General features: G+C 47.6%; 22 protein-coding genes. 17 read left to right on the forward strand and 5 right to left on the reverse strand.

The annotated features are described in order from the left end of the window. Positions 1 to 29: 29 nt before the first annotated feature. The 7 genes from G395_RS0104170 to G395_RS0104200 all read left to right on the forward strand — a co-directional run bounded on the left by G395_RS0104170 (position 30) and on the right by G395_RS0104200 (position 8,648). Positions 30 to 1,517: a hypothetical protein gene (locus G395_RS0104170; RefSeq protein ID WP_026628925.1), complete on the forward strand. Its 1,488-nt coding sequence runs from the start codon at positions 30 to 32 to the stop codon at positions 1,515 to 1,517. Then, positions 1,514 to 1,900: a sensor histidine kinase gene (locus G395_RS0104175; protein ID WP_026628926.1), complete on the forward strand. Its 387-nt coding sequence runs from the start codon at positions 1,514 to 1,516 to the stop codon at positions 1,898 to 1,900. The genes G395_RS0104170 and G395_RS0104175 overlap by 4 nt, the downstream gene beginning before the upstream one ends. 134 nt (positions 1,901 to 2,034) lie before the next feature. Next, positions 2,035 to 2,574, forward strand: a complete 540-nt coding sequence (locus G395_RS0104180) for a hypothetical protein (protein ID WP_026628927.1) — start codon at positions 2,035 to 2,037, stop codon at positions 2,572 to 2,574. 101 nt (positions 2,575 to 2,675) lie between these two features. Continuing rightward, positions 2,676 to 3,719 (forward strand): sensor histidine kinase, encoded by a 1,044-nt coding sequence (locus tag G395_RS0104185; RefSeq protein WP_229203960.1) that lies wholly within the window; start codon positions 2,676 to 2,678, stop codon positions 3,717 to 3,719. 141 nt (positions 3,720 to 3,860) lie between these two features. Next, positions 3,861 to 4,970, forward strand: coding sequence for a sensor histidine kinase (locus tag G395_RS0104190; protein ID WP_051349972.1), 1,110 nt, complete (start codon positions 3,861 to 3,863; stop codon positions 4,968 to 4,970). Positions 4,971 to 4,981: 11 nt separating this feature from the next. Continuing rightward, complete coding sequence (locus tag G395_RS0104195; RefSeq protein ID WP_026628930.1) at positions 4,982 to 5,764, forward strand: LytR/AlgR family response regulator transcription factor; 783 nt, start codon at positions 4,982 to 4,984, stop codon at positions 5,762 to 5,764. Between the two features lie 58 nt (positions 5,765 to 5,822). Then, positions 5,823 to 8,648 (forward strand): PQQ-dependent sugar dehydrogenase, encoded by a 2,826-nt coding sequence (locus tag G395_RS0104200; RefSeq protein WP_026628931.1) that lies wholly within the window; start codon positions 5,823 to 5,825, stop codon positions 8,646 to 8,648. Positions 8,649 to 8,652: 4 nt separating this feature from the next. On the opposite strand, the gene G395_RS0104205 is transcribed toward G395_RS0104200, so the two are convergent. The 4 genes from G395_RS0104205 to G395_RS0104220 form a co-directional block, all read right to left on the reverse strand. Further along, positions 8,653 to 9,780, reverse strand: coding sequence for a metallophosphoesterase family protein (locus G395_RS0104205; RefSeq protein ID WP_026628932.1), 1,128 nt, complete (start codon positions 9,778 to 9,780; stop codon positions 8,653 to 8,655). 117 nt (positions 9,781 to 9,897) lie between these two features. Next, a complete protein-coding gene (locus tag G395_RS0104210) occupies positions 9,898 to 12,141 on the reverse strand; it encodes a heavy metal translocating P-type ATPase (protein ID WP_026628933.1) in 2,244 nt (747 codons plus the stop codon). Positions 12,142 to 12,353: 212 nt separating this feature from the next. Continuing rightward, positions 12,354 to 13,232, reverse strand: coding sequence for a sugar phosphate isomerase/epimerase family protein (locus G395_RS0104215; protein WP_026628934.1), 879 nt, complete (start codon positions 13,230 to 13,232; stop codon positions 12,354 to 12,356). Positions 13,233 to 13,289: 57 nt separating this feature from the next. Continuing rightward, positions 13,290 to 14,462 (reverse strand): cytochrome-c peroxidase, encoded by a 1,173-nt coding sequence (locus tag G395_RS0104220; RefSeq protein ID WP_026628935.1) that lies wholly within the window; start codon positions 14,460 to 14,462, stop codon positions 13,290 to 13,292. 76 nt (positions 14,463 to 14,538) lie between these two features. Here G395_RS0104220 and G395_RS0104225 point away from each other — a divergent pair, with 76 nt between their 5' ends. The 10 genes from G395_RS0104225 (at position 14,539) to G395_RS0104265 (ending at position 24,338) form a co-directional block, all read left to right on the forward strand. Continuing rightward, positions 14,539 to 15,129: a Crp/Fnr family transcriptional regulator gene (locus G395_RS0104225; protein ID WP_229203962.1), complete on the forward strand. Its 591-nt coding sequence runs from the start codon at positions 14,539 to 14,541 to the stop codon at positions 15,127 to 15,129. 98 nt (positions 15,130 to 15,227) lie between these two features. After that, the gene (locus G395_RS0104230) at positions 15,228 to 15,455 is read left to right on the forward strand and encodes a tautomerase family protein (protein WP_026628937.1); all 228 of its coding nucleotides are present in this window, start codon (positions 15,228 to 15,230) and stop codon (positions 15,453 to 15,455) included. Between the two features lie 11 nt (positions 15,456 to 15,466). Continuing rightward, a complete protein-coding gene (locus G395_RS0104235; protein ID WP_026628938.1) occupies positions 15,467 to 16,213 on the forward strand; it encodes an SDR family NAD(P)-dependent oxidoreductase in 747 nt (248 codons plus the stop codon). A gap of 29 nt (positions 16,214 to 16,242) precedes the next feature. Continuing rightward, a complete protein-coding gene (locus G395_RS0104240; RefSeq protein ID WP_026628939.1) occupies positions 16,243 to 17,307 on the forward strand; it encodes an NAD(P)H-dependent flavin oxidoreductase in 1,065 nt (354 codons plus the stop codon). 152 nt (positions 17,308 to 17,459) lie between these two features. Beyond that, the gene (locus G395_RS0104245; protein ID WP_229203964.1) at positions 17,460 to 17,834 is read left to right on the forward strand and encodes a hypothetical protein; all 375 of its coding nucleotides are present in this window, start codon (positions 17,460 to 17,462) and stop codon (positions 17,832 to 17,834) included. A 214-nt stretch (positions 17,835 to 18,048) separates the two neighbouring features. Continuing rightward, a complete protein-coding gene (locus G395_RS32625; RefSeq protein ID WP_229203965.1) occupies positions 18,049 to 19,185 on the forward strand; it encodes a carboxypeptidase-like regulatory domain-containing protein in 1,137 nt (378 codons plus the stop codon). After that, positions 19,186 to 21,234, forward strand: a complete 2,049-nt coding sequence (locus G395_RS28495) for a SusC/RagA family TonB-linked outer membrane protein (protein WP_229203966.1) — start codon at positions 19,186 to 19,188, stop codon at positions 21,232 to 21,234. It abuts the gene before it with no gap. 24 nt (positions 21,235 to 21,258) lie between these two features. Then, positions 21,259 to 23,091, forward strand: coding sequence for a RagB/SusD family nutrient uptake outer membrane protein (locus G395_RS0104255; protein WP_051349973.1), 1,833 nt, complete (start codon positions 21,259 to 21,261; stop codon positions 23,089 to 23,091). 203 nt (positions 23,092 to 23,294) lie between these two features. Then, positions 23,295 to 23,846, forward strand: coding sequence for an HPP family protein (locus G395_RS0104260; RefSeq protein ID WP_035360367.1), 552 nt, complete (start codon positions 23,295 to 23,297; stop codon positions 23,844 to 23,846). Positions 23,847 to 23,897: 51 nt separating this feature from the next. After that, positions 23,898 to 24,338 carry a nuclear transport factor 2 family protein gene (locus G395_RS0104265; RefSeq protein ID WP_026628943.1) on the forward strand — a complete coding sequence of 147 codons (441 nt, stop codon included), beginning with the start codon at positions 23,898 to 23,900 and terminating at the stop codon, positions 24,336 to 24,338. Positions 24,339 to 24,662: 324 nt separating this feature from the next. On the opposite strand, the gene G395_RS0104270 is transcribed toward G395_RS0104265, so the two are convergent. Then, a complete protein-coding gene (locus G395_RS0104270; RefSeq protein ID WP_211237742.1) occupies positions 24,663 to 25,445 on the reverse strand; it encodes an NAD(P)H-binding protein in 783 nt (260 codons plus the stop codon). Positions 25,446 to 25,523 lie beyond the last annotated feature (78 nt).

The raw sequence follows: 25,523 nt of genomic DNA on the forward strand, positions 1-25,523 counted from the left end.
CCCTCGCCGAGGACGTCGAACGTGAGAAAGTGGTTTCCAAATACGCATTAAAACTGGCGCCCGCCAACGATTGGTATTACCGTTCCATATTCCATTACAATCTGGGCTTCGCCTATGAAAGCGCCGATCCCGACAGCTCTATTTACTTCCACGAGCAATCCCTCGCAGACGCCCGCAAGGGAAAGTTACCGATCCGCATGCTCACTGTCCTGCAACGGCTCTTGTTTTCCTATTATAATACGCCGGGGCACACGCACAAAAGCGACAAAGCGCTCCGGGAAATGCTGGCCAGCATTGATACCACCAAAAATGAGAACAGCAAAGCGTCCCTGTATGCTACGATTGGCAACTATTATTCTGTCAAAGGGCAATACAACACGCAGATCCAGTATTTGCTGAAAGGCACCGCCATTAAAAAGAAGCTGATTGAACAAGGTGTGACGAAAGACCGCGAAGATGTGGTAGTAGATCTGATGAGCCTTTCAGAAATTTATATCCAAATGGCGCAGGGTGAAAAAGGCCTCTATTATGGCAAGGAAGCACGAAAATACATTGTGGCTTACAAACCCTATCTCAATCACCATTACAAAGACATGACGGATGTTTACATTCTACTGAAACAACCGGGTATGGCAAAAATTTACTACGACAGCCTGGCCGGAATGATCACGCCCGACAACCAGAATTCAGGCCGACGCTCCAATAAAATAGCAGCAGACCTCACTTTTGCAGACTATTATATGTCCAATAACAAGCTGGATAGCGCAGCCATTTTCATCAAACGGGCCAATGATCTGGCACCGAAATGGGCAGGTGAGTTCTTGATGTCGCAGGTGAACTACATGACCGGGGAATTGTACATGGCGCAAAAGCAATATGCGAAAGCCCTTCCATTGTTAAAGGCCGCCGAACCAAACAGCACGGCACTTGGTCTCCAAATTCATGCTTTTCTTTTACAATCGCTCGCCAGATGCTACGCTGCAACCGGTCAGTGGCAGCAGGCGTATGCCTATTATGATAAATATGCGCCCATCCGTGATTCGCTGTATGTAGAATCGTCCCGGAAAAGCATCGCTGATGCGGAAGCCCAATATCAGAACAAGGACAAGCAGCAGCAGATCGAGATGAAGAACATTCAGATCGATAAAGCGCAAAAGCAGCGGATCTGGCTTATTTCCGGGCTCGCATTGCTTGCCTTATCATTGGTTTTGCTGGGCATTATTTACAGGAATAAAAGAAAAAATGCAGCAATTTTAGATCAAAAAAACAAAGAACTCGCTAAACTGATCGCAGAGCTGGAAGAAGCAAATCATACAAAAGCCAAACTTTTCAGCATTATCAGCCACGACCTGCGTTCACCGATCAGCCAGGTCTACCAGTTTTTGAAATTGCAGCAACTGAACCCTAAACTGCTTTCCGACCTGCAAAAGGCCGAATTGAGCGAAAAAATCCAGACCGCCACAGGATCGTTACTGGAGACAATGGAAGATCTGCTGCTTTGGTCCAACCTCAGATGAACCAGTTTAAGGCTGATATCCAGCCCGTTGACATTTCCCACATCGCTTCGCAAAGTTTGAAATTGCTGCAACTGAACATTGATTCCAAAAACCTGCGCGTCGAAAACAATGTTCCCTCAGGCACAATGGTCCAAACCGATCCCTACTATTTGCAGGCCATTATCCGTAACCTGCTTCAAAACGCTGTCAAGGCATCTGACGAAAACGGTTTGATCCGGCTTGGCATCAATGGCAACGAAAACCGGCTTACCTTTTTCATCGAAAACGGCGGAAAAGGATTCAGTGACGAAGACTACCAGCATATTCTCGCCCAAAAAGATGCCAGAAAAGGTCTTTTAGGTCTGGGGTTAAAACTCGTGGATGAATTATCGCTGAAAACCTGACTTAGGATCGAATTCCAAAATCCTGCCGAATTGGTGACGCGAAGCCTGGTAACATTCCAGTTGTAACTTTTCAAATGTAACTTCCGACATACTTACAGAGCACATTCGACCGTTGAAAGGCAAAGCCTTACTCCGTGTTCACAAGACTGCTTCCGATCTTCTTGCTAGGTGCCTCATGCGCTGCCGCGCAGCCTTACTATACGCGCATTCGCGGGGCTTTTGGTGCAGAAATTTTTGGCATTACCCCGAAAGGCGCTTTCGTTGCCGAGGCAGCATTTGGATATACTAAGAGGTCGTTCTGGGACGTTCAGGCAGGAATTGGTGCGGTGAGCCAGCCGGAATTTCGCAGTCCTGCATTTTCGGCAGCATTAACGCATTGCTTTATCTTAAATCCCTATAAACGAAACTCTTGCACGCCGCATCCCGCCCATTATGCCGTCGAAACCTATGTTGAAGGAGGACTTGCCTCCTTTTTCGTCGATCGCTACGACCGAGGCTTGCATTCGGGAGCCAACGGACAGCCAGCATTAACACCATCGGGAATTGCAGGATTCCGCTTCAATTTGGTAACCGGCCGCTGGATATACATTTTAAAGATCAGATACACGCCACCGTTAGTTCCCAACCCCCTCGCCTCCCATGCCGGCATCGGCCTGGCCATGGGCTGGCGCTGAAAAGAAGCCGATGAATTGCAAAAAACATCAGCGGCCTGATAAGTAATTATTTAGGGTTCGCTATTTTTGAATTTATCTTGCAAAACCCTTCCTGAATTATCGTGAGGCCGCGTTTTTTTTCGAAATACGAATGGTGGTATCATCTGGCGATTATGCCTGTGTTCTGCGCTGTCGGCAATTATTACTTTATAGGCACTGTTTATTTCCGAGAATTTCCTGTCTTCGTGAAAGCGACATTGCTCGTGCTGGCGCTTTACTGGTTTTCGATCGTGATGCTTACCCTTGTGGTCCGCTGGATCATCAGCAGGTTTCCGCATGTGGACCAGACAAGGCCGCGCTTACTGGCCATGTTGCTGGCAGTGGGGACGCTTACAATGGGACTTGCTGCTTTTGATGTCTGGGCTTACAGCATTACGCCTGGCCTCGACGTGCAATTTATCTGGCAGAATATATGGCCGATTATGATCCTGGGGGCCTTTTTCGATATTTTCCTGTGTTCCATGCTGGGCCTTTTTTACTCTTTGGAACAATGGAAAAAAAACCAGACGGAAAGTGAAAAGCTGGAAAGGGAATCGCTGCAACACCAGTTTGATGCGCTCAAAGGACAGGTTAACCCGCATTTTTTGTTCAACAGCCTCAATACACTTTCCGCACTGATCAGCGATGATCAGGATAAGGCTGAAGAATTCGTGGAAGATCTGGCCAAAATTTACCGCTACATTTTGCAGGCCTCCAAAACGGAGCTCGTCCCGGTCCAGGCTGAATTTACATTTCTGCACACCTACGCGCGGCTGCTGGGCGCACGCTATGGCGAGAGCCTGCACATTATAGAGCCGGAACCTTATGCGGGCGAATTGCTCGTTCCGCCGCTGGTGTTGCAAGTTTTAATTGATAATGCGATCAAATTCAATACAATGAGCAAAGCGAAACCGCTGACTATCGAAATAGCGATTGCGTTTAGTCAGCGACTTATGGTCCGGAACAACATTCAAAACAAGGTCAGGACGATGGCGACCGACCAGGGCGGGCTGTCCGGATTGCGCGTAAAATATCATGCACTGAGTAACCGCGAGCTGCGCGTGGACGAAACGGACGAGCATTTTACGGTCACCGTCCCGTTGCTTTCCGCCCGGGTCAGGGCTTGATGTACAGATGCGAAACGGTACAATTCATGTATTTATTCATTCAATTGATACAACATACATTCCCGCGTTTGGCACTGCTGGTATACTTTTGAATTCATTAACAAACTGAAATCGCGGCAAGAGTCACCGGGCCGGCACACAATGAACAAAGGAAAATTGATAGCAGGAATGTCAGGTGCATTGAGCCCTAAAACGCGCTGGTCGTACGTGCTGACGATGCCGGTTTTCCTGCTTTTTTTCAATTATCTGATGGTGGGGCCGGGTTTTTACAGCAATTGGAAAACATTCGCGGGAAGCACATTACTGAATGGTTCGCTACTGACCATCACGTTTTTTATTCAATCCAAAATCAGTGACAACATTGCGCAGCGCCATCCCAGACTGGACCAGACCATCAGGCGCATTTTCGTTTCCATAGCCGCGCACGCAGCAATTTCCGGTGTTTTCTTGTTGCTGATCGCCTGGTTATACATTGGTTTCGGGCTGTTCGGGTCCACGCTCACCGTCCAGAAGATCCTGACCATTTACCTGATCAATATGGGCGCAATTATGCTGGTTATGGGCATTCAGGAATCTTTTAATGCCATCGGCAGATGGAAACACCATGAAGTGAACCGCGAAAGGTTGATGAAGGAAAATGTTAACGGACAACTGGAAAGTCTGAAAGCACAGGTCAGCCCGCATTTCTTGTTCAATACATTAAATTCATTGTCTACATTAATTGCCGAAGACCCACGGAAGGCCGAGCAGTTTGTAGATGAGATGGCGCGCGTTTACCGTTACTTGCTGCAAACCAATCACGCCTCTCTGGACGACGGCGATTTCAGCCAGCTCACCACATTGCAGAAAGAACTTTCCTTCATAGAATCATACGGACATTTACTAAAAACACGCTACGGTGACGGCATGAAGCTGTATGTGCATGTGGAGAAGCATTTGATGAACCGCAGGATTCCGCCTTTAACATTGCAATTGTTGGTTGAGAATGCAGTAAAGCACAATGTGATCCGAGCCAGCCGGCCGCTCACCATTTTCATATTAAGCACGCAGGAAGGGAATTTAATGGTGCGTAACAACCTGCAAAAGAAGACATTGACCGCCGGTGCCGAAAACCTGGAATCGACCGGCGTGGGACTCGTCAATATCATTACTAAATATAAGCTTCTTAACGAACAGCAAAAGGACATTTCACAGCCTGTCGTTGAGAGTAATCACGAATTCTTTACCGTAATACTGCCATTAATAGCCTGAAAATTAAAATTATGGACGCACTGATCGTGGAAGACGAAGACCTGTCTGTCAGAAGATTAAAAAAATTATTGAATGAAACTGCGCCCGACTTGCTCATCAGCGGCGTGACCGACAGCATTGAAGAAACCGTGGAATGGCTGAGAAACAACCAGAAGGCAGGCCGTGCAGATCCGGACCTCATTTTTCTTGACATTGAGTTGTCGGATGGGCAGAGCTTTGAAATATTCAACCGCGTGCAGGTGACCAGCACCATCATTTTCACAACCTCTTACGATGAATATGCATTGCAGGCTTTCAAACTCAACAGCATTGATTATCTGCTGAAACCCGTACACCGCGACGATTTGCAGCGGAGCTTGCAGAAATATGAAAACATGCGTGCTTTACCAGCCGAAGACTCGCTCGAAGGGATTAAGAAATTGCTGGAAGGATTCCAGAAAACGAGCAAGAAAGAATACCGGCAACGATTTTTGGTAAAACAAGGACAAAAAATGCTATCCATCGAGGTAAGCGAGATCGCCTATTTCTTCACAGAAGAGCGTTACAGCTTCTTTGTAACGGACAATAACCAGAAATTGCTGGTGGATTATACCTTGGATGAGCTCGCCGACGTGCTGGATCCTGCTCGTTTTTTCCGCATTAACCGCGGGATGATGGTGACGCACAAAGCGGTTGACAAAATCGATCCATATTTTGGAAGCCGTCTTGCGCTGAGCCTGCGACCGTCGCATAGTAAGGAAGCGCTGGTAAGCCGTGAAAAAGTGGGCGATTTTAAACATTGGATGGGAAAATAGGAATAAGAATTTTTAACGATAATTTGTTATATTTCCAGTAAACTCTTGTTTACTACCTATGACAAACCTTTCCCCGCGTTTCCGGCGAATTTCGCGTGTCCTGAAAAACACCGCCCAGATTCCCGCTTTTTTGCTGATTGCAGCATTCACTATTCAAGATAGTCCGCCCAAACCGGATGAAAGCCGCTTCACGCCCATTGTGGTGGCGGAGAACCTGGACGAACCCATGGTTTTTGAAGTGCTTCCCGACGGTTCGGCTTACATTATTGAAAGAAAGGGCGCTTTGAAAAAATACAATGCGTCCACCCAGTCCACCGACCTGATCGCAATGATCCCCGTTAACACCAAATACGTTAGCGCAGAAGGTGTTTCCCGGGAAGCCGAAGAAGGACTGATGGGTTTTACTATGGACCCCAATTTTGAAAAAAACCATTGGATCTATCTTTATTACGCGCATCCGACCGAGAAAAAACACATTCTTTCACGTTACGAATTGCGGGATGACAAACTCATAGAAAGCTCAAAAAAGGATGTGATCGAGGTGGTTACACAACGCGAGGTGTGCTGCCACACGGGCGGCGGGATGACCTGGGATAAAGGTGGTAACCTGTATCTGACGGTTGGTAACAACACCGGAAACCAGAAAGCCGCTCAAACCGACGAGCGCGAGGGACGCGCCAGCTGGGATGATCAGGGACATGCGGGAAACACGAATGATTTGAGAGGGAAAATCTTAAAAATCCATCCTGAACCAGACGGCTCATACACCATTCCGGAAGGCAATCTATACCCCACAGGAACGGCAAAAACGCGTCCTGAGATTTACTCAATGGGCCACAGGAATCCCTGGCGCATTGCGGTTGACAGCAAAACGGGCTTCTTATACTGGGGTGAAGTGGGGCCGGATGCCAGCGAAGATTCGGAGATCGGGCCGCGCGGTTATGATGAGCTGAACCAGGCCAGAAAGCCGGGTAATTTTGGATGGCCCTGGTTTGTGGGCGACGATCAGGCATTCCCGGTGTATGATTACGCTGCCAACAAGCCTTTGGCAAAAAAAGACCCGAAAAATCTGGTCAACAACTCACCTAATAATACAGGCTTGAAAGAGCTTTTACCGACTGCCCCTAGTTTTATTTACTATCCTTACGGCATTTCTGAAAAATTCCCGGCAGTGGGTTCCGGTTCCCGGAGCGCAACAGGCGGACCGATATATCACCGTGCGGATTTCAAATCACCAAAAAGACCATGGCCGGCTTATTATGAGAACAAATGGATAGCGGCCGACTTCTCCCGTGGCTGGATTATGGCCATTTCTATGAGTCCGAATGGTGATTATGAGTCCATGGAACGCGTGTTGCCAGCTTACCATCCGGTGCAGCCTATCGACATTAAATTTGGCCCGAATGGTGATTTGTATGTGCTTGAATACGGCAGCAACTGGTTCAGAAAGAGTGAAAATTCTAGGTTGATCCGCATTGAATACAATGGTGGCAACCGCAAGCCGATTGTTCAGGTTTCTACGGATAAAAAAGGCGGAACGGTTCCCTTTCAAGCTAAGCTTTCTTCGGCCGGAACAAAAGATTTTGACGGAGACAAACTGAAATACAGCTGGAAAATCACGGGTAACGGCGGTGCTGCGAAAACATTTGCCACTGCTGAGCCAACGGTAACATTTGACAAACCAGGCGTTTATACAGCCAGCCTGACGGTAACCGACGCCAAAGGCGCTTCCAATTCGCAATCCCTGAGAATTATTGCCGGTAACGAGCCGCCAAAGGTTTCGGTGAACGTAGACGGAAATAAAACATTCTTTTTCGCAGGAAAACCTATTCCCTACTCCATCGACGTCACCGACAAGGAAGACGGTAGTTTACTGGAAGGAAAAATCAAACCTGAGGAAATTGCGGTGAGCATTGACTACGCCTCAGAAGGTTTTGATTATGCCGAAGTCATTCAGAGCCAGCGCAGTGTGGATGCGAGCACGCAGTTTGCCGTTGCCCAGGTCCTGATCGGCAAGAGCGATTGCAAAGTCTGCCATCAGGTGGACGCAAAATCGGTAGGACCCTCATTTGCAGATATTTCTAACAAATACAAAGGTAAGCCGGGCGTAACGGAAGCATTGGTAGGGAAAATTCTGAAAGGCGGAGCCGGGGTTTGGGGCGAAGTGGCCATGCCTGCCCACCCCGCATTGCCTGTGGCTGATGCAGAGACCATTGTAAAATACATTCTCAACAGCACAGACAAGACATTGAGTACATTGCCTGTCAAAGGTGAGTTTACACCAAAAATTCCTGCACAGGATAATGGAAAAGGCTCCGTACTGATCAGGGCGGCATTTACGGATCGTTCTATGAGCGGCAATAAGGCTATCCCGGCCCAGACAACGGAAGAAATGATCGTGCTGAGAAGCCCGGAATTGAATGCGGCCGAAGCACCGATTGTGCAAGGTGCAGATATGAAAGCACTGGGAACAGCCGGCCTTGGTTTCAGCGTGGTGACTTTTGCAAACAGCTTTCTGGCGTTCAAAGAAACAGATTTAACTGATATCAAGGCACTTGAAATGAATGCCGCGGCCCAGAAACGGGAAGGCGCCATGGGCGGCAAGATCGAGATACGGCTGGGTTCACCTACCGGAACACTCGTTGGTGAACAGAATGTTGAAATTGCTCCGGAAGTGGATATGGCCAAGCTGATGGCCGAACTGGAAAGCCAGAAAAAGCCGGGTGAAACCGTAAAACCGCCGCGTCGCCCTACCCGCGCGCCGGTTCTGGTCAACATTAAGCCAACCACGGGCAAACATGACATTTATATATTGTTTAAAAATGAAACGGCGAAGCCCATCGAACCATTGATGACGCTTTCAAAGATCATTTTCAAGCAGTAGGGACTTAGGTTTCTATTACAAAACGGTCGGCCAGGATGGCATTCATTCCTGGCTCGACCGTTTTTTCATGCGGAAGCGTGTAAAACTCGCTGGTAATGCGGATCCCTTTTTCTGTTCTTTCGAGCGAGACTTTTAAAAAGCCGTGCTTGTTATCGCAGTAATTTTCAAGGGTAACATGATTAAAAGCCGCATTATTGGCTGTAAAACGGCTGTCCGAAGTGGACGCAACAGGATGGAGCTCGTCATAACCGCCGCCGCCGGCAACAATGAAGGGAACCGTCTTGCCATCAAAATATCGCTTCGAAAACCGCTGGTAATTGTGAACATGCCCACTAAAAACCACATCCGGGCGGACACCGGTCTGCTCAAAAACCCCGTCAAAAAACTGGATCATTGGAAGGCTGGATCCGTGGTTGATATCTGCAGAATAGGGCGCGTGGTGAATACAGAGAATAATGCCCTTTTCAGGACGATCAGCATCGGCACTCCTGAGCTCTTCCATTAACCACTTACGCTGATCCGGGGTAATGACGCCAAACTTGGTAACATTGCCATACATGCCGATAATACGCGCAACCGGTGTAATGAGCGACCAGAAAACATTAGGCTGCGTCATGCTTTTCCGTTCCGCCCCGCCGCTGAAACTTACGGTTTGCGGCTGCTTATCACAAAAAACGGCCTTAAACGGATCCAGGCTTCGGTAGGAAACGCGGCTGTCCGGATTTACGTCACTGTCGTGGTTTCCCGGGATGGCGAAGATCGGGCCGGGATATTTTTGGTAGGGATCAAAAAACTGTCTTTTATACTGACTCGCTTCTCCAAAATTATAAACAATGTCGCCCAAATGATACAGGAACATGGGTTCCTTACCCGTGCCATCAGTCTGCTGATATTGCTTGATCATTTCGGCAACCACGAGCTTTTGAAAATCCGGATTACGAATACTGCCCGTATCGCCGAGCATGTGAAACGCCAGCTTATTACGGTCATTTAATTCCTGAACCGACTCTAAATCAAAGTGATAAGGATATTTTCCTGTGGGTGCCGGCAGTGGCTGGAATTTATAGGAGTCGTCCGGCTGATTTTTCTTTAAAACCGGTTTGTCGTATTTCTTATTAAGGAATGAATTCATTAAGGTGCGAGTAACTGAACATTCAAAATGTGCACCGCAATGAAGCAGATGCACATTTTTACAACGGGTTACCGCAAGTTTTGGTTCTTGATGTCCTAACCATTACGCAACTAAAACTCACAATTTCATCGCCTTCAACCGCAAGCTGTTCCCCACAACCGAAACCGAGCTCAGCGCCATGGCGGCACCCGCCAACATCGGATCAAGCAGGAACCCATTCACTGCATAAAGCACACCGGCCGCAATGGGAATGCCAATAAGGTTATAAATAAATGCCCAGAAAAGGTTCTGTCTGATCGTTTTCACCGTTCTGGCGGACAGATTTAATGCTTTCGGGATCATGTTAAGATCGGAGGTGATCAATGTCATTTTGGCTACATCCATGGCAATGTCCGAGCCTTTTCCCATCGCAATGCTCACATCCGCCTGCGCGAGTGCGTGACTGTCATTGATGCCGTCACCTACCATTGCCACAATTTTTCCTTCTGCCTGTAATTGTTTTACAAATTCTGCTTTGTCCGAAGGCATAACCTCGGCTTTATAATGTTGTAAACCAATCTGTTCAGCCACGGCTGCGGCCGTTTGCTTGTTGTCGCCGGTGAGCATATAAACTGCAATGCCCATTTTTTGCAATTTTTCAATGGCTTGTTTTGAAGTTGCTTTAACCTTATCAGCAATGGCAATGATTGCCAGAACCTGTGTCTTATCAGCAAAATAAATGACCGTTTGTGCTTCCTGCTGCCAGTTTTCAGCCAATGTTACCAGCTCACTGCCAATCGCCACGCCGCCTTCGGAAATCAGTTTTTTGTTTCCTATAAAATACGTTTCCCCTTCACTTACAGCCCGAACACCCTGGCCGGTAATGCTGTCAAAAGATGTCAAAGGCACTTTTTCAGTATGATCCTTTTTCAAATGATTGACAACCGCATCGGCCAGCGGGTGTTCCGAGCGAGATTCCATGGCTAATAAAATTTGTTGGGACAACGCTTTATTCCGCGCTTCTGCACTCCAAACCAGTTGCGTAACAGCAGGCTTGCCTTCGGTGATCGTTCCCGTTTTATCCAGGATAATGGCATTTACCTTATGTGCAAGTTCCAGGCTTTCGGCGTCTTTGATAAGTATATTATTTTCCGCACCCTTCCCTACCCCAACCATGATAGCAGTAGGCGTAGCGAGGCCGAGCGCACACGGGCAAGCGATGACAAGAACGGTCACGGAGGTCAGTAATGCATGCGTGAATGCATTTTCTCCACCCAAAACCATCCAGACGATGAATGTCAGAATAGCGATACCAATGACCATCGGCACGAAAATCCCGGCGATCTTGTCCACCAGCTTTTGCACCGGTGCTTTACTTCCCTGCGCTTGTTGCACCATTTTGATGATCTGCGCCAGAATCGTATCGCCACCAACTTTTGTGGCTTCAAACAGAAAGCTTCCTTTTTGATTAATTGTGCCCGCAAACACCTTTTCGCCAGTCTTTTTTTCCACAGCAACCGGTTCACCACTGATCATACTTTCGTCCACAAACGAGCTGCCTTCCGTCGTCATGCCATCCACCGGGATCTTTTCACCGGGTTTAATTACAATGATGTCGCCGACCTTCACTCCTGCAACCGGAATTTCCGTTTCCGTACCGCCGCTGATGATAGTAACCGTTTTGGGTTGTAAACCCATGAGTTTTTTAAGGGCCGAGGTTGTGTTGGACTTGGCCTTTTCCTCCATCAGTTTGCCGAGTGAAATAAATGCGATCACCACCGCAGCCGCTTCAAAATATACATGCGCATGCAAGCCGCGCGCATGCCAGAACTTGGGGTATATGGTATTAAATGCGCTGAAAATGAATGCTATCCCCGTGCTCAATGCAACGAGTGTATCCATATTGGCCTTTCCGTAACGAGCTTGCTTGAATGCATTAACAAAAAAGCTACGGCCCAAAAAAAACACAACGGGTGCAGCCAGCACCATCATAATCCAGTTCCCATAAGGCAACGCCCTGGCAGAACCTTCCATGAAGAACATGCCAATAACGACAATAGGAAGCGATAAGACAGCCGCCCAGATTGTCTTCTTTTTCAAACCATTATAATGTGCTAATTGTGCTTCCTGCTGCACTTGCTGCGGGTCTTCCACATTCACAACAAGGTCGTAACCCACGGAGCGGACCGCATTCTGAAGTTCCAGAGGCGTAACTGTATCCTCGTATTCCGCCCAGGCCGTCTGCGTCGCATAATTCACGCCTGCATCATGCACACCCTTGACGGATTTGAGCATACTTTCTACACTCACCGCGCAGGCTGCACACGACATGCCCAGCACGGGAAAGGTTTCTTTTATATTGTTTTCAACTATCGTAGCCATCGCTGTTTTCATTTTTACAAATGTATCACAGCGCACTCCGTAAAGTTTTACACAATTCAGTCGGTGCTTTGTATAATTATTGCATTCGCCTTAGCCCCCGGCCCCTGAAGGGGTGGTTGGCGTAGCGCTAAGAGAGCAGTTCTACGAGCTACTAAAACGTCTCCCCTTTAGGGGCCGGGGGTCCAGAACCGCGAACGCAAACCCTTCAAACATCAAACTTCCTTCACCATCCGGTCAAAAACGACGCCCTGCTCCATCATGCTTTTCACTTTGTCATCGGGATTCGTGTGACATTCGAGCAGGACCCAGCCTTTGTAGTTCATTTTTCCAAGATTGCTTAGCAGCTCTTTATAAGGATAATCTGTGCGGTCCAGTTCGCGGACGTGGATGGTGTCGCCGAACCACTTTTTCACAAGGTCGAAATTATGCTGGAAGCCGTCGCCGATCAGATCTTCCTTGTTGCAGTTCCAGCAAATCCTGGCATTGGGATGGTCAGCAGCTTCCATAATCTGCTTGATATTTGGCAGTTCCTGTGTTTTTTCGCCATGCACTTCCAGCCTGATCTGCTGACCGAAGTCCTTCGCGTAAGCAGCCAATTCATGCAATGCAGCACCAATTTGCGCCAATGTCTTTTCAACAGGAACATCTGCATGAAGGGCATTGGGTTTCACCTTCACGCCCGAGCCACCCACATCAGCACTCAACCTGATAAACTCCTTCGTGCGTTCTATGGAAGCTTTCAATTTGGCCTGGTCCGGATAATCATATTGCTGGTTTGTACCGAGCCCTATCAGCTCCACGGGGCTGTCGGCAAACTTTTTCTTTACTTCGGCACGTTCTGCCTTAGTGAGATCAGGCATTACTTTATGCGCATGCTCGACGCGTAATTCAACGCCGTTTATTTTCGTATCCGAGCAGTTTTTGATCAATGTAGGCAGGTCCCAATCTTTTCCCCACAGATAAGTTACAAATCCAAGTTTGAAGTTCGCTTTGTTCCGGAACTCCGCCGCGCCCGCTTGCCCGTATACGACAGACGCGCCCGCCAGCAGGGATAACTCTTTCAGAAATGTCTTTCTGTCAATATAATTCATGGGATCTGAGATTTTGGTTTGACAAAATGTTAAAGCGCCACGCAGCGAAGTTCTACCTCATAATCCCGACGCCGGCAAACCGCTGGGCACGCGCTCCGGGACAGATTTATCAAAATTATCGTCATTCAGCGCATTCAAAAACTCCACGATCCGGGAAATATCCCTGAAATTAACATTCATATCCGCCGCCAATGTATCGATCTGGCTGGGTTTGACATTCGGGTTCGGGATTTTCCCGCCTGCAATGTCTTCGTAAAACTGTAAAACCTGTTCAAGCGTCGCGAACTTTCCGCTGTGCATATAAGGCCCGGTGTAACGCAGGTTACGGAGAGAAGGTGTCCGGAAAGCGTAATCATTATTGGCGCCTGCGTCCGTTTCTTTCCTGTTTTGCGAATCCGGAACGCCCAGCGTATGCAGCTTGTAGTCCGACAGCATGGGACCAGAATGACATTTAGCACAGCCCGTTTTCAGAAAAAGATTCAGCCCTTCCTTTTCGCCTGTCGTTAATGCGCTGCTGTCTCCGCGCATATACTGATCAAACCGCGAGTTGTTGGCAATGAGCGTACGCTCGTAAGAAGCAATGGCTTTTGACAAATTCACGACATTAACGGGGTTCGCGTCCTCCTTGAACGCTTCGCGAAAGAGACTTTCATAAGCCGGGATTTTTTGGATCCGCGCCACAATCTGATCTATCACTTTGTCTTCCGGATAGGAATGCCCGCGCATTTCTTCCAATGTACGGACCGGAACAAGTGCCTGTTCTTCGAGGCCCTTCGCCCGCAGGTCCCAGAACATCGGTGCGGACTCCGCATCATAACTTTCTCCGTTTTTAATGCCGTTGAACGCTGTATTAACTATGCTCTGCGAGTTTCTTTTTACAAATGGTATATCATTCTTTTCCGAAAACTTGCGCTTGCTGCCGGTTCCGTGGCCATTGACGCCGATCGATGTTTCCAAAAACTCCGCATAATTGAACTCAGGCTGGTGACAGGTCGCACAGGAAACATCTTTATTTCCCGATAAGATAGGATCAAAAAATAACAGCTTGCCCAGCCGTATCTTTTCAGAGGTTGATTTGTTTCCCGGCGGATCTGTGACGTATTTCGGCAACGCCCCCAGCGCATTAATGGTCTCAACGGTTTTTTCTTTCTTATTTTTCAAAGGCCCGCGCTCTCCGCCGCACGAAATGCAGATAAAAGCTAGGCCTATTAGAAATAACAAAGTATGCATGCTTGGAAAACGCAGTTTAATTATATAAAATACTTTTGGATTTAAATTTAAGGCAGATCTGCAAAAAGACCAACTTATGAGCGGCAACATGGAAGCCAAAGAAACATTAAGGAAACACATTGCCCAGGCAGCTAACCTCACCGACGAGCAGTTCGACTATTTCTTCTCCCATTTCAAATCCCTATCCTGCAAAAAAGGCGAAGCATTGATCCAGGTCGGGAAACCGGTCGCTCATGAATATTTTGTGATCTCAGGCTGCCTCAAAGCATTTTTTGTCAACGACGACATCAAGACATACATTCTACAATTTGCCATGCCCACCTGGTGGACTTCTGATTACGCCGCTATGTACAACCATGCAAATGCCACCATTACAGTGGATTGCATTACCGATGCCGAAGTCCTTTGCCTTTCCAGTGATGACCGCGAAAAACTTTGCAGCGAGCTGCACCAACTCGAACATTTCTTCCGGTGGCGCACAAACCGAGGTTATGTAGCCTCGCAAAAACGACTGCTTTCCTTCATGAACAATGATACCAAAGCACGTTATGAGGAGCTGCTTTCCTTATATCCCCAACTTTACAATCTTGTTCCCAAGCACCTCATCGCGGCCTATCTCGGCGTCTCCCGCGAGACCCTTAGCCGCCTGTACAACCATCACAGATAGGAACTTACATTTTGTGATCTAGGTCACGTAACGGGCGCGTTCCGGCAGACTTACTTTGTGTCATCAAACAATTAATGATAACATAAACAGTCAGGATCATGCCATACGTAAAAATTGAGGTAACCCGTGAAGGCGTTACCCGCGAACAAAAACAAGCCCTGATCTCCGGGGTTACCACCCTGCTCTCCGATGTTCTGGACAAAGATCCAAACCTCACATTCGTAGTGATCCAGGAAATTGACCTGGACGACTGGGGCCATGCCGGCGAACAAGTGTCCGTGCTGCGGGAGAAAGGAATCGTGTCAACAAAAACTCAAAACAAATAAATTCAGAAATCATGAAAACACAGACAGTTATAGTAACAGGCGCGTCAACAGGAATAGGAAAGGCCATTGCCACATTGTTTTTGGAAAGCGGGTATAATGTTGTCATTAACGCCGCAAACGAAGTAAATTTGAACGCGACATATCAGGAACTGGGTCGTCACGACCAGCTGGCAATGGTAGTGGGTGACATCAGCAAGCCGGAAACGGGTCGCTTGCTAGTTGAGACCGCAGTAGCGCGCTTTGGTGCGTTGGATGTTTTGGTCAACAATGCAGGGATTTTTGAGCCAAAGGCATTTACTGACGTTGATGAAGCTTATCTTGACGGTTTTTTGAGCATTAATTTAAAAGGCACGTTCTTCACTAGTCAGGCGGCGATCAGGCAAATGCTGAAACAAGGAGAAGGTTCGATCATTAACATTGGCACCGTGCTGGTTGATCACGCCATTGGCGGGTTTCCCGGAACAGCGCCGGTTGTTAGCAAAGCTGGAATTCACGCGCTGACAAAACAGCTGGCAGCGGAATTTGGCAAAAATAATATCCGCGTAAACACCATCGCGCCCGGTATTATAAGGAGTCCGTTGCAGGCAAAAAATGGCATTAGCAACGCAGACAGCCTTGCTGCGCTGCACTTGGTTGATCGCATTGGTGAGACAAGTGATGTTGCGGAGTTGGCACTTTACCTTGCAGGAAGCAACTTTGTAACGGGCGAAATCATCAATCTGGATGGCGGTCACGTTGCGGGACATCATTTGGGTTAAGGAACGTTTAACATTAAGTGTCTGAAAAAATGGAAAATCGAACAAGAATAACGGAGCTTCTGGGGATTCAATATCCGATTTTACAAGGGCCGATGGGCGGCGGGTTTTCAAATGCCACCCTAACTGCGGCAGTATCGAATGCAGGCGGGCTGGGGAGTTTTGGTGCTTACACGCTTACTCCCGAGCAGATTTTGGCCGTGGATAAGGAGATTAAATCGAAGACCAACAAGCCTTATAATATCAACCTTTGGGTCTCAGATGTGGATCAAAGCCTGGAACATTTCCCGGCAGAAAAGCTGGAAAAAGTAAAGCAGCTTTTTAAACCCTATTTTGATTCATTGGGCATTCCGCTTCCGGATTTAGACACGAACATTCCTTCCAAATTCCTGAAACAAGTGGAAGCAGTCTTCGAAGCGCGGCCTGCGGTTTTTAGCTTCATTTTTGGCATTCCGTCCAAAGATATACTGGATGAGGCGCGCAGATTGGGTATTAAAACCGTTGGCGCGGCAACCACGCTGGACGAAGCACTGGCGCTGGAACAAGCCGGCGTCGATGCCCTAGTTGCATCCGGGTTCGAAGCTGGCGGCCACAGGCCTTCGTTTCTGAAACCGGCCCCTGAATCATTAACAGGCACATTTGCACTTATTCAACATTTAAAAGCCAAGATCAAAACACCCATTATAGCAGCGGGCGGCATTGCGGACGGTGTCGGCATCAGGGCCGCATTGACCCTGGGTGCCGACGCCGCCCAACTAGGAACTGCATTTCTGGTGACCGACGAATCCAATGCTACCCCCGCGCACCGGGCCATGCTCCTTTCGGACGAGTCGCGTTATACTGTTCTTTCCAAATCGCTCACGGGCCGCATGGGACGGATGATCCGTAACCGCGTTACCGAAGAAGTTCCCTACGCAACCGAAGTGCTTCCGTTTCCGTTGCAGTCACGCTTCATGGGACCGTTGCGGGAAGCAGCGCTTGCACAGGGACGAACGGATCTCAGTATTTTTTGGTCAGGCCAGAATGCCGTGAATCTAAAACCGGGAAGTGCGGAGCAGCTCATGCAATCGCTGATCAATGAGGCATTTGCGCATTAAAAGCCGTTTGAATTGTTGGTGAGGCCTCTCGTTCAGTAATATTTTGCGGAAAAATAAAACAATGGGTAGAAGTAATCTGGATTGATTCCCTAAATTTGACGCGTGCAGATTTGCTGCATATTAGTCATGTTAAACAACTTAATCCTAATGCTATGTTGAAAGTAAAGTTCTTCTTTCTTGCGATTTTCGCGATCAGTATGTTTTCAGTGCAGGCCCAGGGCACTTTAAAAGCCAGTGACCTTGTGGGAAGCTGGAAATACACAGTGACCAATGTTCCGCCTGAATATGAAACCGGCGTAATGACTTTCGAGGAAAAAGATGGTAAGCTAAGCGGCACGCTTGGTTCTACGGAAAAAATGGAAATGAAAGAACTGGTGGTTGATCAGGGGAAAATAACATTCAAACTGGATTTTCAGGGCGGTTTGCTCAATGTTACCCTGATGCAGGAAGGCGAGTCGTTGAAAGGAACCATCGTTTCACAGGACGGCGAATTCCCGATCACGGCTGTTAAAGAAGCAAAAAACTGATTCTGATTTGATAAGGAACTGATTCTGATTTAGTTTAGATGAAGCATTAAAACCCCGACATGAGCGCGTCTCTTATCGGGGTTTTTGTTTTAATAAACTACTTTATACTTAGTTAACTTCGGATGTAAGGGTAGAAATGTAGCATTTCGTCTGGAAATATTGATATAGCGAAGCTGAATGCGAGCTAATGTGAAACATTTCCTAACCCAAACAAATGAGAAAAGGATATACAGTATTCCTTCGACCTGTGATGACGGGAAGTATGCTGCTTGCGCTGCTACTGCCCCCTGCAATGGCCAACAATGTGCCGAAAAACCGGAAAATTGGTTCCCATCACGCCATCGACAAGGCAATTTCCGGAAGGATTTTGTCAAAAGAAGACAACTCGCCCATCCCGGGCGTGACCGTTGTGGTTAAAGGCACAACCAATGGCACAACCACCGACGTTGACGGTAAATACCAGATCAACGTCCCTGCAAACAATTCTGTACTGGTGTTTTCCGCCGTTGGTTATCTCCCACAGGAAAAAGAAGTGGGAACAGCCAGCGTGGTGGACATTACCTTATCAACTGATCAGAAAACGCTCGAAGAAGTGGTCGTGGTCGGGTACGGAACGCAGAAAAAACGTGACCTTACCGGCGCCGTTTCCCAGATCAGCGCCACGAAGCTCGAGAATGAAAACCCGCAGTCTGTGCAGGATGTTTTGAGAGGAAATATTCCCGGAATGAACGTTGGATTTTCGGCATCTGCAAAAGGCGGTGGTAATGTGGGTGTGCGCGGTGCCAATTCCCTGACCGCGGGATCATCACCGCTCGTCGTTCTGGACGGAGCGATCTATTATGGTGGTCTGGAAGACATTAACCCGAATGACATTGAGACAGTTGACGTTTTAAAGGACGCCAGCTCAGCAGCGGTTTTTGGTGCAAAAGCAGCCAGTGGTGTGATTCTCGTCACCACCAAAAAAGGAAAAGAAGGTAAAACGATCATCAATGTAAATTCCAACATTGGTTTCGCCGAAGTCGCTCAAAATCAAGAAGTACTGAGCCCGGACGGTTTCCTGACCTGGCGCGGCGAAGTAATGCGTAATATCAACGCAGCCGCTCAGCCAAGCCGTTTTACAAATCCCAACAATCTGCCCGCAGGCGTAACAGTGGACCAATGGCTCGCATTTGACGGATCGGCCGGTGATCCGGAAACCGTCTGGCTGCAACGACTTGGTTTACAATCCGTTGAAATAAAAAATTACAAAGAAGGCCGCAGCGTGGACTGGTATAGCAAGATTTATCAGAAAGCTTTGCGCCAGGATCATACCATCAGTCTTTCGGGTAAAAATGACAAGGTATCATACTAAATGTCATTGGGTTACCTCAATAATGAAGGGATTGTTGTAGGCGACAAGTACAGCACGATCCGCGCCCGGATCAACCTGGAAGGAAAAGTGAACAAATTCCTGACCGTCGGGATCAACACCCAGTTTGCAGACCGGGACGAAAGCCAGGTTCCTGTTGACTATAACCTCGCTCCCAACCTTTCACCCTGGGGATCGGAGTTTAATCCGGACGGGACTTACAAATGGAGGCCCAATGAGGAGGCCAGCGGAGGAAACCACCCCTACTACGCCCCCAGCTTCACCGATCGCGACAAAGGTTCCACAACCATTAACAATGTAATATTTGCGAAAGTCGGCCTGCCATTCGGCATTACTTATCAGGCGAATTTTACGCCGAGATTTGAATTTTATCACCGCTATAATGCGGAATCTTCCAAACACGCGGAATGGGCAGCAGAAGGTGGCCGCGCTTCACGCCGTAACACGAAAACCATCAACTGGCAAATCGACAACATCCTGAAATGGAACAAGACCATTGCCGAAAAGCACAACATCGATGTAACGCTGCTCGCCAATGCTGAACGTTTCCGGAGATGGGATGACAGCACATCGAACAAGGGCTTTGCGCCAACGGACATTTTGGGTTACCACAACATTGGCGGCGGTAATGCGCCTATCATGTGGAGCAATGATGAAACAAGCACGGCGGATGCGTTAATGGCGCGTTTATTTTATTCGTTTAAAGACCGTTACATGGTGACGCTTTCAACCAGAAGGGACGGTTACTCGGCATTTGGACAAAAAAATCCAAGAGCGCTTTTCTCCTCAGCCGCATTGGGCTGGGTGTTTACGGATGAGCCATTCTTTAAAGTAAGCTGGCTGAATTATGGTAAGTTACGTGTCTCCTACGGAAGCAACGGAAACAGGGACATTGGACGTTACGATGCATTATCCAACCTGGCAACCGGCAAATATCTGCACGTAAATTCAGGCGGAACGGTGGTGCAGGTGAGCCAGCTTTATGTAGACCGGATGCAAAACCCTAACCTGAAATGGGAGCGCACCAACTCACTCAATTTGGGTCTCGATTTTGCGCTGTTTAACACCATCATTGACGGTAGCCTGGAACTTTACAAATCCTCAACCAAAGATCTGCTCGTGAAAAGAGCGCTTCCCAATGTGCTGGGTTTCGATTTTGTACTGGATAACTTGGGGCAAGTGGATAATAAAGGCTTGGAACTGAGTTTGAATTCCAACAATATGAAGCGCGAAAACTTCTCATGGCGCTCCACACTGAATGTTCAGATGAACCGTAACAAGATCGCGAAATTGTATGGAAATATGGTTGATGTGAAAGATGCCTCAGGCAATGTAACGGGACAAAAAGAAGCCGACGATATCACCAACAAATGGTTTATCGGCCACGCGGTGGACGAGCTCTGGAACTACAAAGTGCTGGGTGTATGGCAAACCGAAGAAGCGGATGCGGCGGCCAAATACGGTGTTAAACCTGGAGACCACAAGATCCTGGATGTTAATAATGATGGAAAATATACCAATGATGACAAGGTTTTCCAGGGTTACAAATCCCCAAGGGTAAGGCTTACATTCCGTAACGAGTTCAAGCTCTTCAAAAACTTCGATGCCTCATTTATGATGTATTCATATCTGGGACAAAAAGGCGAGTTCAACCAAATGAAGAACCGCCCCGGATTCCCTGACCGTTCGAGCTCGTATGTATTCCCTTACTGGACTGCTGAAAACCGCAATAACGAATGGGCACGCCTGTATTCAAGCGAAGGATCCGCAACCGGTTACGCCGTTTACCGCAGCAAATCATTCCTCCGTTTTGAAAGCTTAGCACTGGCTTATACGATCCCGAAGAACATTGTGCAGAAGGTCAACATTCAGAACCTGCGCATCTATGGCAATGTGCGTAACCTGGGTTACTTATCGAGCTGGAGTTTCTGGGATCCGGAAAACGGAACGGATAACGACAAGAATACGAACCTTGATATTTCCGTACCAAGTCCACGCATTTTCACATTGGGTCTGGATATAACCCTGTAACATTTTCTTCCAAAAATTGACAAAATGAAAACGATATATAACAGATCAAAACAAATAGTTGCACCTGCGCTGATAGCGGGCTGCATGACAATGGTGGCATGCCAGAAAGACTGGCTCCCGCCCGAGCCACTATCTTTTTACAATCCTGACATTACATTTAATGATCCGGCTGGCTTGCGCGCAACATTGGTTGCCTGCGAAAAGAACATGCGCCTGGAATGGTATGGCGACGCGCCTCCGATGGTGACCGAAGCTGTGTTTTCGGACATTGCGGTAGAAGGAACAACAGACAAATCGGGCCCCGCACAAAACCTGAACCTGCTGATCACCCCGGATGCCCAACTTGACCATATTGATTATAACCGTATCGGCTGGTATTGGGTTGAAGGTTTTAAAGGGATTAAATATGCGAATGTCGCTATATCCCGGATTGATCAGCCCACTTACAAGAACGAACAGGAGAAAAATGAAATTCTTGGTGCCGCTTACTTCCACCGTGCCGCACGTTATTACCGGCTTACCCAGCAATTCGGTGATGTACCATTAATTTTGGATGAAGTCATTGGCCCTAAACTTGACTTCCAGTCGACGAAACGGGAAGTGATTTTGAAGAAAATGAAGGAAGACCTGGAATTCGCTGAACAGTGGGTTCCGGCCATTACAGACAAAGGATCGGTAAATAAAGGATCTGTTAGCCACTTGCTGACGAAGGTTAACCTGGCATTGGGCTTGTTTGACGATGCCATCAAATCCGCCAGTAATGTTATTGACGGTGGCACGCATAAGCTGATGACCAGCCGTTTTGGCGTGGATGCCAGCAATGCTAACCGCAATGTGATCTGGGACCTGCACCGCCCTGCCAACAAGGCATTGGGCGCTAATACAGAAGGTTTAATGCTGGTGATTGACCGCATTAACATGGATGGGAATGTACCAGCCGGTATCCAGATCATGCGTAATACGGTTCCCTTTTGGCATAATAATATCAACACACCGGCTGGTAACCGGGGCACCATTGACACTTATGGCATTGAAATCGACCAGATCACGACAATTGGTCGCGGAATCGGACGCGTGCGTCCTACTTATTATTCGCAGGAAGGTGTTTGGGATGATAAAAAAGATTTGCGTCACGCGCCGGGAAACTGGACCCGTATGGAAGATCTGGTTTACAACAACCCTGCTATCAAGGCTAATGATCCTTTTTATGGCAAAAACCTGCAATTCCGCAACGCCACTGGTGCATTGCTGACCATTGATACGATCCGCTGCTGGTTCGACTGGCCCAATTACAAGCTATTCATCGAAGATCCGCAACGCATTCAGCCACAGGGCGGAAACACCGATTGGTATGTGTTCCGTCTGGCCGAAACTTACCTGCTAAGGGCCGAAGCCTATGCCTGGAAAGGTGATTTGGTAAAAGCAGCAGCAGATGTGAATGCCGTGCGTACGCGTGCCAATTGCAGCCCGCTTGCACCCGCCAAAATCAACATTGGCACCATCCTGGATGAGCGTGCGCGCGAATTATATTTCGAAGAACCGCGTAAAACCGAACTGACCCGCGTAGCCTACATTTTCGCCATGACCGGGAAACCCGCACCAAACGGCAAGACCTACAATATGGAAAGCTTCTCCGACAACAACTATTACTATGACCGCGTCATGGAGAAAAGCGATTTTTATAACAAGGGAGTAAAAACACGCCACGCCGATGAATACACCATGAGCCCGTATCACGTGCTATGGCCTGTGCCTCAGTCTGCTATCGATGGTAATGTTCAGGGACGGATCAACCAGAACAAAGGTTACAACGGTTTCCAAAACAATGTTCCTGCCCTCACCTCGATTCCTCAGTAACGATTAATCACATTATTTAAGATAGAAACTACTGCTCGTAAAGGGTCCCGGATTCGGGGCCCTTTTGCTTTGTATACCAAAATTCAATGTTTACAACCAGGTGAATCGTAAGTGAATGCACGGACCAAACATTATATTTGCAGGATTTTAAGCGCGTAAATATTTAGTAAAAATTGAGAAAGCGATTCAGAAAGCATGTCCGCATGGCGCGATATGTGATTTACAAAGAAACCCTCATTGATTTCAACGATCATTTCTGGACATTTGTCGGCTCGTTTTTAGGCATTGCACTCATTGGTTATATCAACAACAGCCAGTTCACCCAAGCCGACAATGTGTTCCTGATCGGTTCCTTCGGCGCATCTTCTGTTTTAATTTATGGCATTATCAATAGTCCGCTTGCACAGCCACGAAATCTGATCGGCGGACATTTAATCTGCGCAATCGTTGGCGTAACGGTGCACAAGATCATCCCCGACCAAATATGGCTAGCCTCTGCATTTGCCGTTTCGCTATCCATTGTTTTTATGCAAATCACCAAAACCCTGCACCCGCCGGGAGGCGCTACGGCATTGATTGCAAACATTGGTTCCGAAAAGATTACGAGTCTGGGATATAAATACGTTTTCAGTCCCGTTTTGACCGGTGTACTGGTTTTGCTTCTCGTTGCGCTCTTCGTCAATAACCGCGCCGCGCACCGGCATTATCCCAAGAATAAGAACTGGTATAAAATTTGGCAGCGCAGATACAGATAGATGTCCTACATTTAAATGTACTACATTCAATAAAACCAACTTAAAACCACAATGAAAAAATCCCTGAACATCATCCTCTGCCTTTCGCTGCTTTTTGCAACACCCATTTTTGCGCAGGGCGACGACAGCGCGCTCATCAAGCAGCTGAACACCCAATGGCTGCAATCATACCCAAAACGCGACACCGCCGCAGTAAGCAAAATTTTAGCCGACGATTTCATCATGATCTCACAAACCGGCAAAAAGCTCTCTAAAAACGACGTTATCAAAGACCTCCTGACACCAGACCGTCAGATCATCAACGTTGCCATCGACAGCATGGATCTTCAAATCGTCAACAACGTAGGCCTCCTAACCGCCTACACCAGCTTCGTACTAAGAGACAAAGAAAAAGTCCTCAAAGGAAAAAACGTCTATTCAGATGTCTACATCAAAAGAAAAGGCACCTGGGTAGCCATCAACGGCCACGAGACGTTGCTGGAATTGAAATGATGTTAGCGGGATGCAATGTAGGTTATTTAGAAAATCCCGGAGGGATGCCATATCGGTAGCAAAAAATATAGAACAATGAAAAAATCCCGGAGGGATGCAACGTCCTACGAGTCGTTGCATCCCTCCGGGATTTTTTCATTGTGGGTGGTAACTCCTGGCTACTGATATTTTATCCCGCTGGGATTGAAATATCTTGTGCGAAGAGACAGGAGGATTCGGGATGTTTGTAGCTGACCACATCTTCCAGGATGGATTCTTTGTTTGTCAAAGTGATCACGAACGCTGTTATACGGACCCCCTCTCCACCTTTTTTCTCGGCAAAGATTACAGCAATTCATTCATTTCTTTCCACTCATAAACTTTCACCTTTCCCGCAGGCTTTTTGGCTGCTGATAGCATTGCTTTGGCGATGTCCTTTGCTTTTATTCCTCTGTATTTCTGGGCCGGGCCGATGAGGAGGGGGTTCAGTAGGGAGAATAATTTGATGAATATTTTTTCCATTGGGCGGCTTTCCTGCCGGTTTCCCATGATCATGGACGGGCGGAAAATATGGGTATGGAGCAGATCCTGGGCAACGACATCACGCTCTGTTTCTGCTTTTGTCCGGACGTAAAAAATGCTCGAACCTACATCCGGCCCGACAGCTGATACCAGAAAAACGGATTTCGCTCCTTTTTCTTTCGCAATCTGTGTTGCCAGGACCGGGTAGTCGTGATCGACCTCATAATAGATTTTTTGGTCAGGTGTATTCTTTTTTGTGGTTCCGAGCGAAATGAATACATCGTCTGCAACGATCTGGTCTTTCAGACTGGGCAGAGAATGGTAATCTCCGATCAATGTTACCAGCTTTGGATTGGACACATTTAAATTTTTCCGCACCACGACGGTTACATGGTCATAGTCCGGATCATTCAAAAGTCCTTCCAATATATAATTGCCGACGAAGCCGCTCGCTCCGAATACAATGGCCTTTTTTCCTTGCGTATCAGCTTCCATAATGCTTTTCGAAATTGATTTTGGTCGATTAAGAGAAATGTCAAACAAATCGTGCCTGAATTTCAACCCCTTTTTCTTGTGAAATTTCTGCTGGATTTTTAGATTTGCCACTATGAGGATGACTCCAACACTCTAATACTTCTCCAAGCGTCAACCCCGGCGCGCTCCCTTTTTTACAGGGAATGTTTC

It is taken from the genome of Dyadobacter alkalitolerans DSM 23607, from assembly GCF_000428845.1.
Lineage (GTDB): Bacteria > Bacteroidota > Bacteroidia > Cytophagales > Spirosomataceae > Dyadobacter > Dyadobacter alkalitolerans.

Bases quoted from the DNA above. Each gene is read 5' to 3' on its own strand.
- G395_RS0104240 (WP_026628939.1), top strand. From the start codon at position 16,243: ATGGAAAATCGAACAAGAATAACGGAGCTTCTGGGGATTCAATATCCG.
- G395_RS32625 (WP_229203965.1), top strand. From the start codon at position 18,049: ATGAGAAAAGGATATACAGTATTCCTTCGACCTGTGATGACGGGAAGT.
- G395_RS0104225 (WP_229203962.1), top strand. From the start codon at position 14,539: ATGAGCGGCAACATGGAAGCCAAAGAAACATTAAGGAAACACATTGCC.
- G395_RS0104205 (WP_026628932.1), bottom strand. From the start codon at position 9,780: ATGAATTCATTCCTTAATAAGAAATACGACAAACCGGTTTTAAAGAAA.
- G395_RS0104215 (WP_026628934.1), bottom strand. From the start codon at position 13,232: ATGAATTATATTGACAGAAAGACATTTCTGAAAGAGTTATCCCTGCTG.
- G395_RS0104175 (WP_026628926.1), top strand. From the start codon at position 1,514: ATGAACCAGTTTAAGGCTGATATCCAGCCCGTTGACATTTCCCACATC.
- G395_RS0104260 (WP_035360367.1), top strand. From the start codon at position 23,295: ATGGCGCGATATGTGATTTACAAAGAAACCCTCATTGATTTCAACGAT.
- G395_RS0104255 (WP_051349973.1), top strand. From the start codon at position 21,259: ATGAAAACGATATATAACAGATCAAAACAAATAGTTGCACCTGCGCTG.
- G395_RS0104235 (WP_026628938.1), top strand. From the start codon at position 15,467: ATGAAAACACAGACAGTTATAGTAACAGGCGCGTCAACAGGAATAGGA.
- G395_RS0104265 (WP_026628943.1), top strand. From the start codon at position 23,898: ATGAAAAAATCCCTGAACATCATCCTCTGCCTTTCGCTGCTTTTTGCA.
- G395_RS0104195 (WP_026628930.1), top strand. From the start codon at position 4,982: ATGGACGCACTGATCGTGGAAGACGAAGACCTGTCTGTCAGAAGATTA.
- G395_RS0104220 (WP_026628935.1), bottom strand. From the start codon at position 14,462: ATGCATACTTTGTTATTTCTAATAGGCCTAGCTTTTATCTGCATTTCG.
- G395_RS0104230 (WP_026628937.1), top strand. From the start codon at position 15,228: ATGCCATACGTAAAAATTGAGGTAACCCGTGAAGGCGTTACCCGCGAA.
- G395_RS0104200 (WP_026628931.1), top strand. From the start codon at position 5,823: ATGACAAACCTTTCCCCGCGTTTCCGGCGAATTTCGCGTGTCCTGAAA.
- G395_RS0104190 (WP_051349972.1), top strand. From the start codon at position 3,861: ATGAACAAAGGAAAATTGATAGCAGGAATGTCAGGTGCATTGAGCCCT.
- G395_RS28495 (WP_229203966.1), top strand. From the start codon at position 19,186: ATGTCATTGGGTTACCTCAATAATGAAGGGATTGTTGTAGGCGACAAG.
- G395_RS0104245 (WP_229203964.1), top strand. From the start codon at position 17,460: ATGTTGAAAGTAAAGTTCTTCTTTCTTGCGATTTTCGCGATCAGTATG.
- G395_RS0104210 (WP_026628933.1), bottom strand. From the start codon at position 12,141: ATGGCTACGATAGTTGAAAACAATATAAAAGAAACCTTTCCCGTGCTG.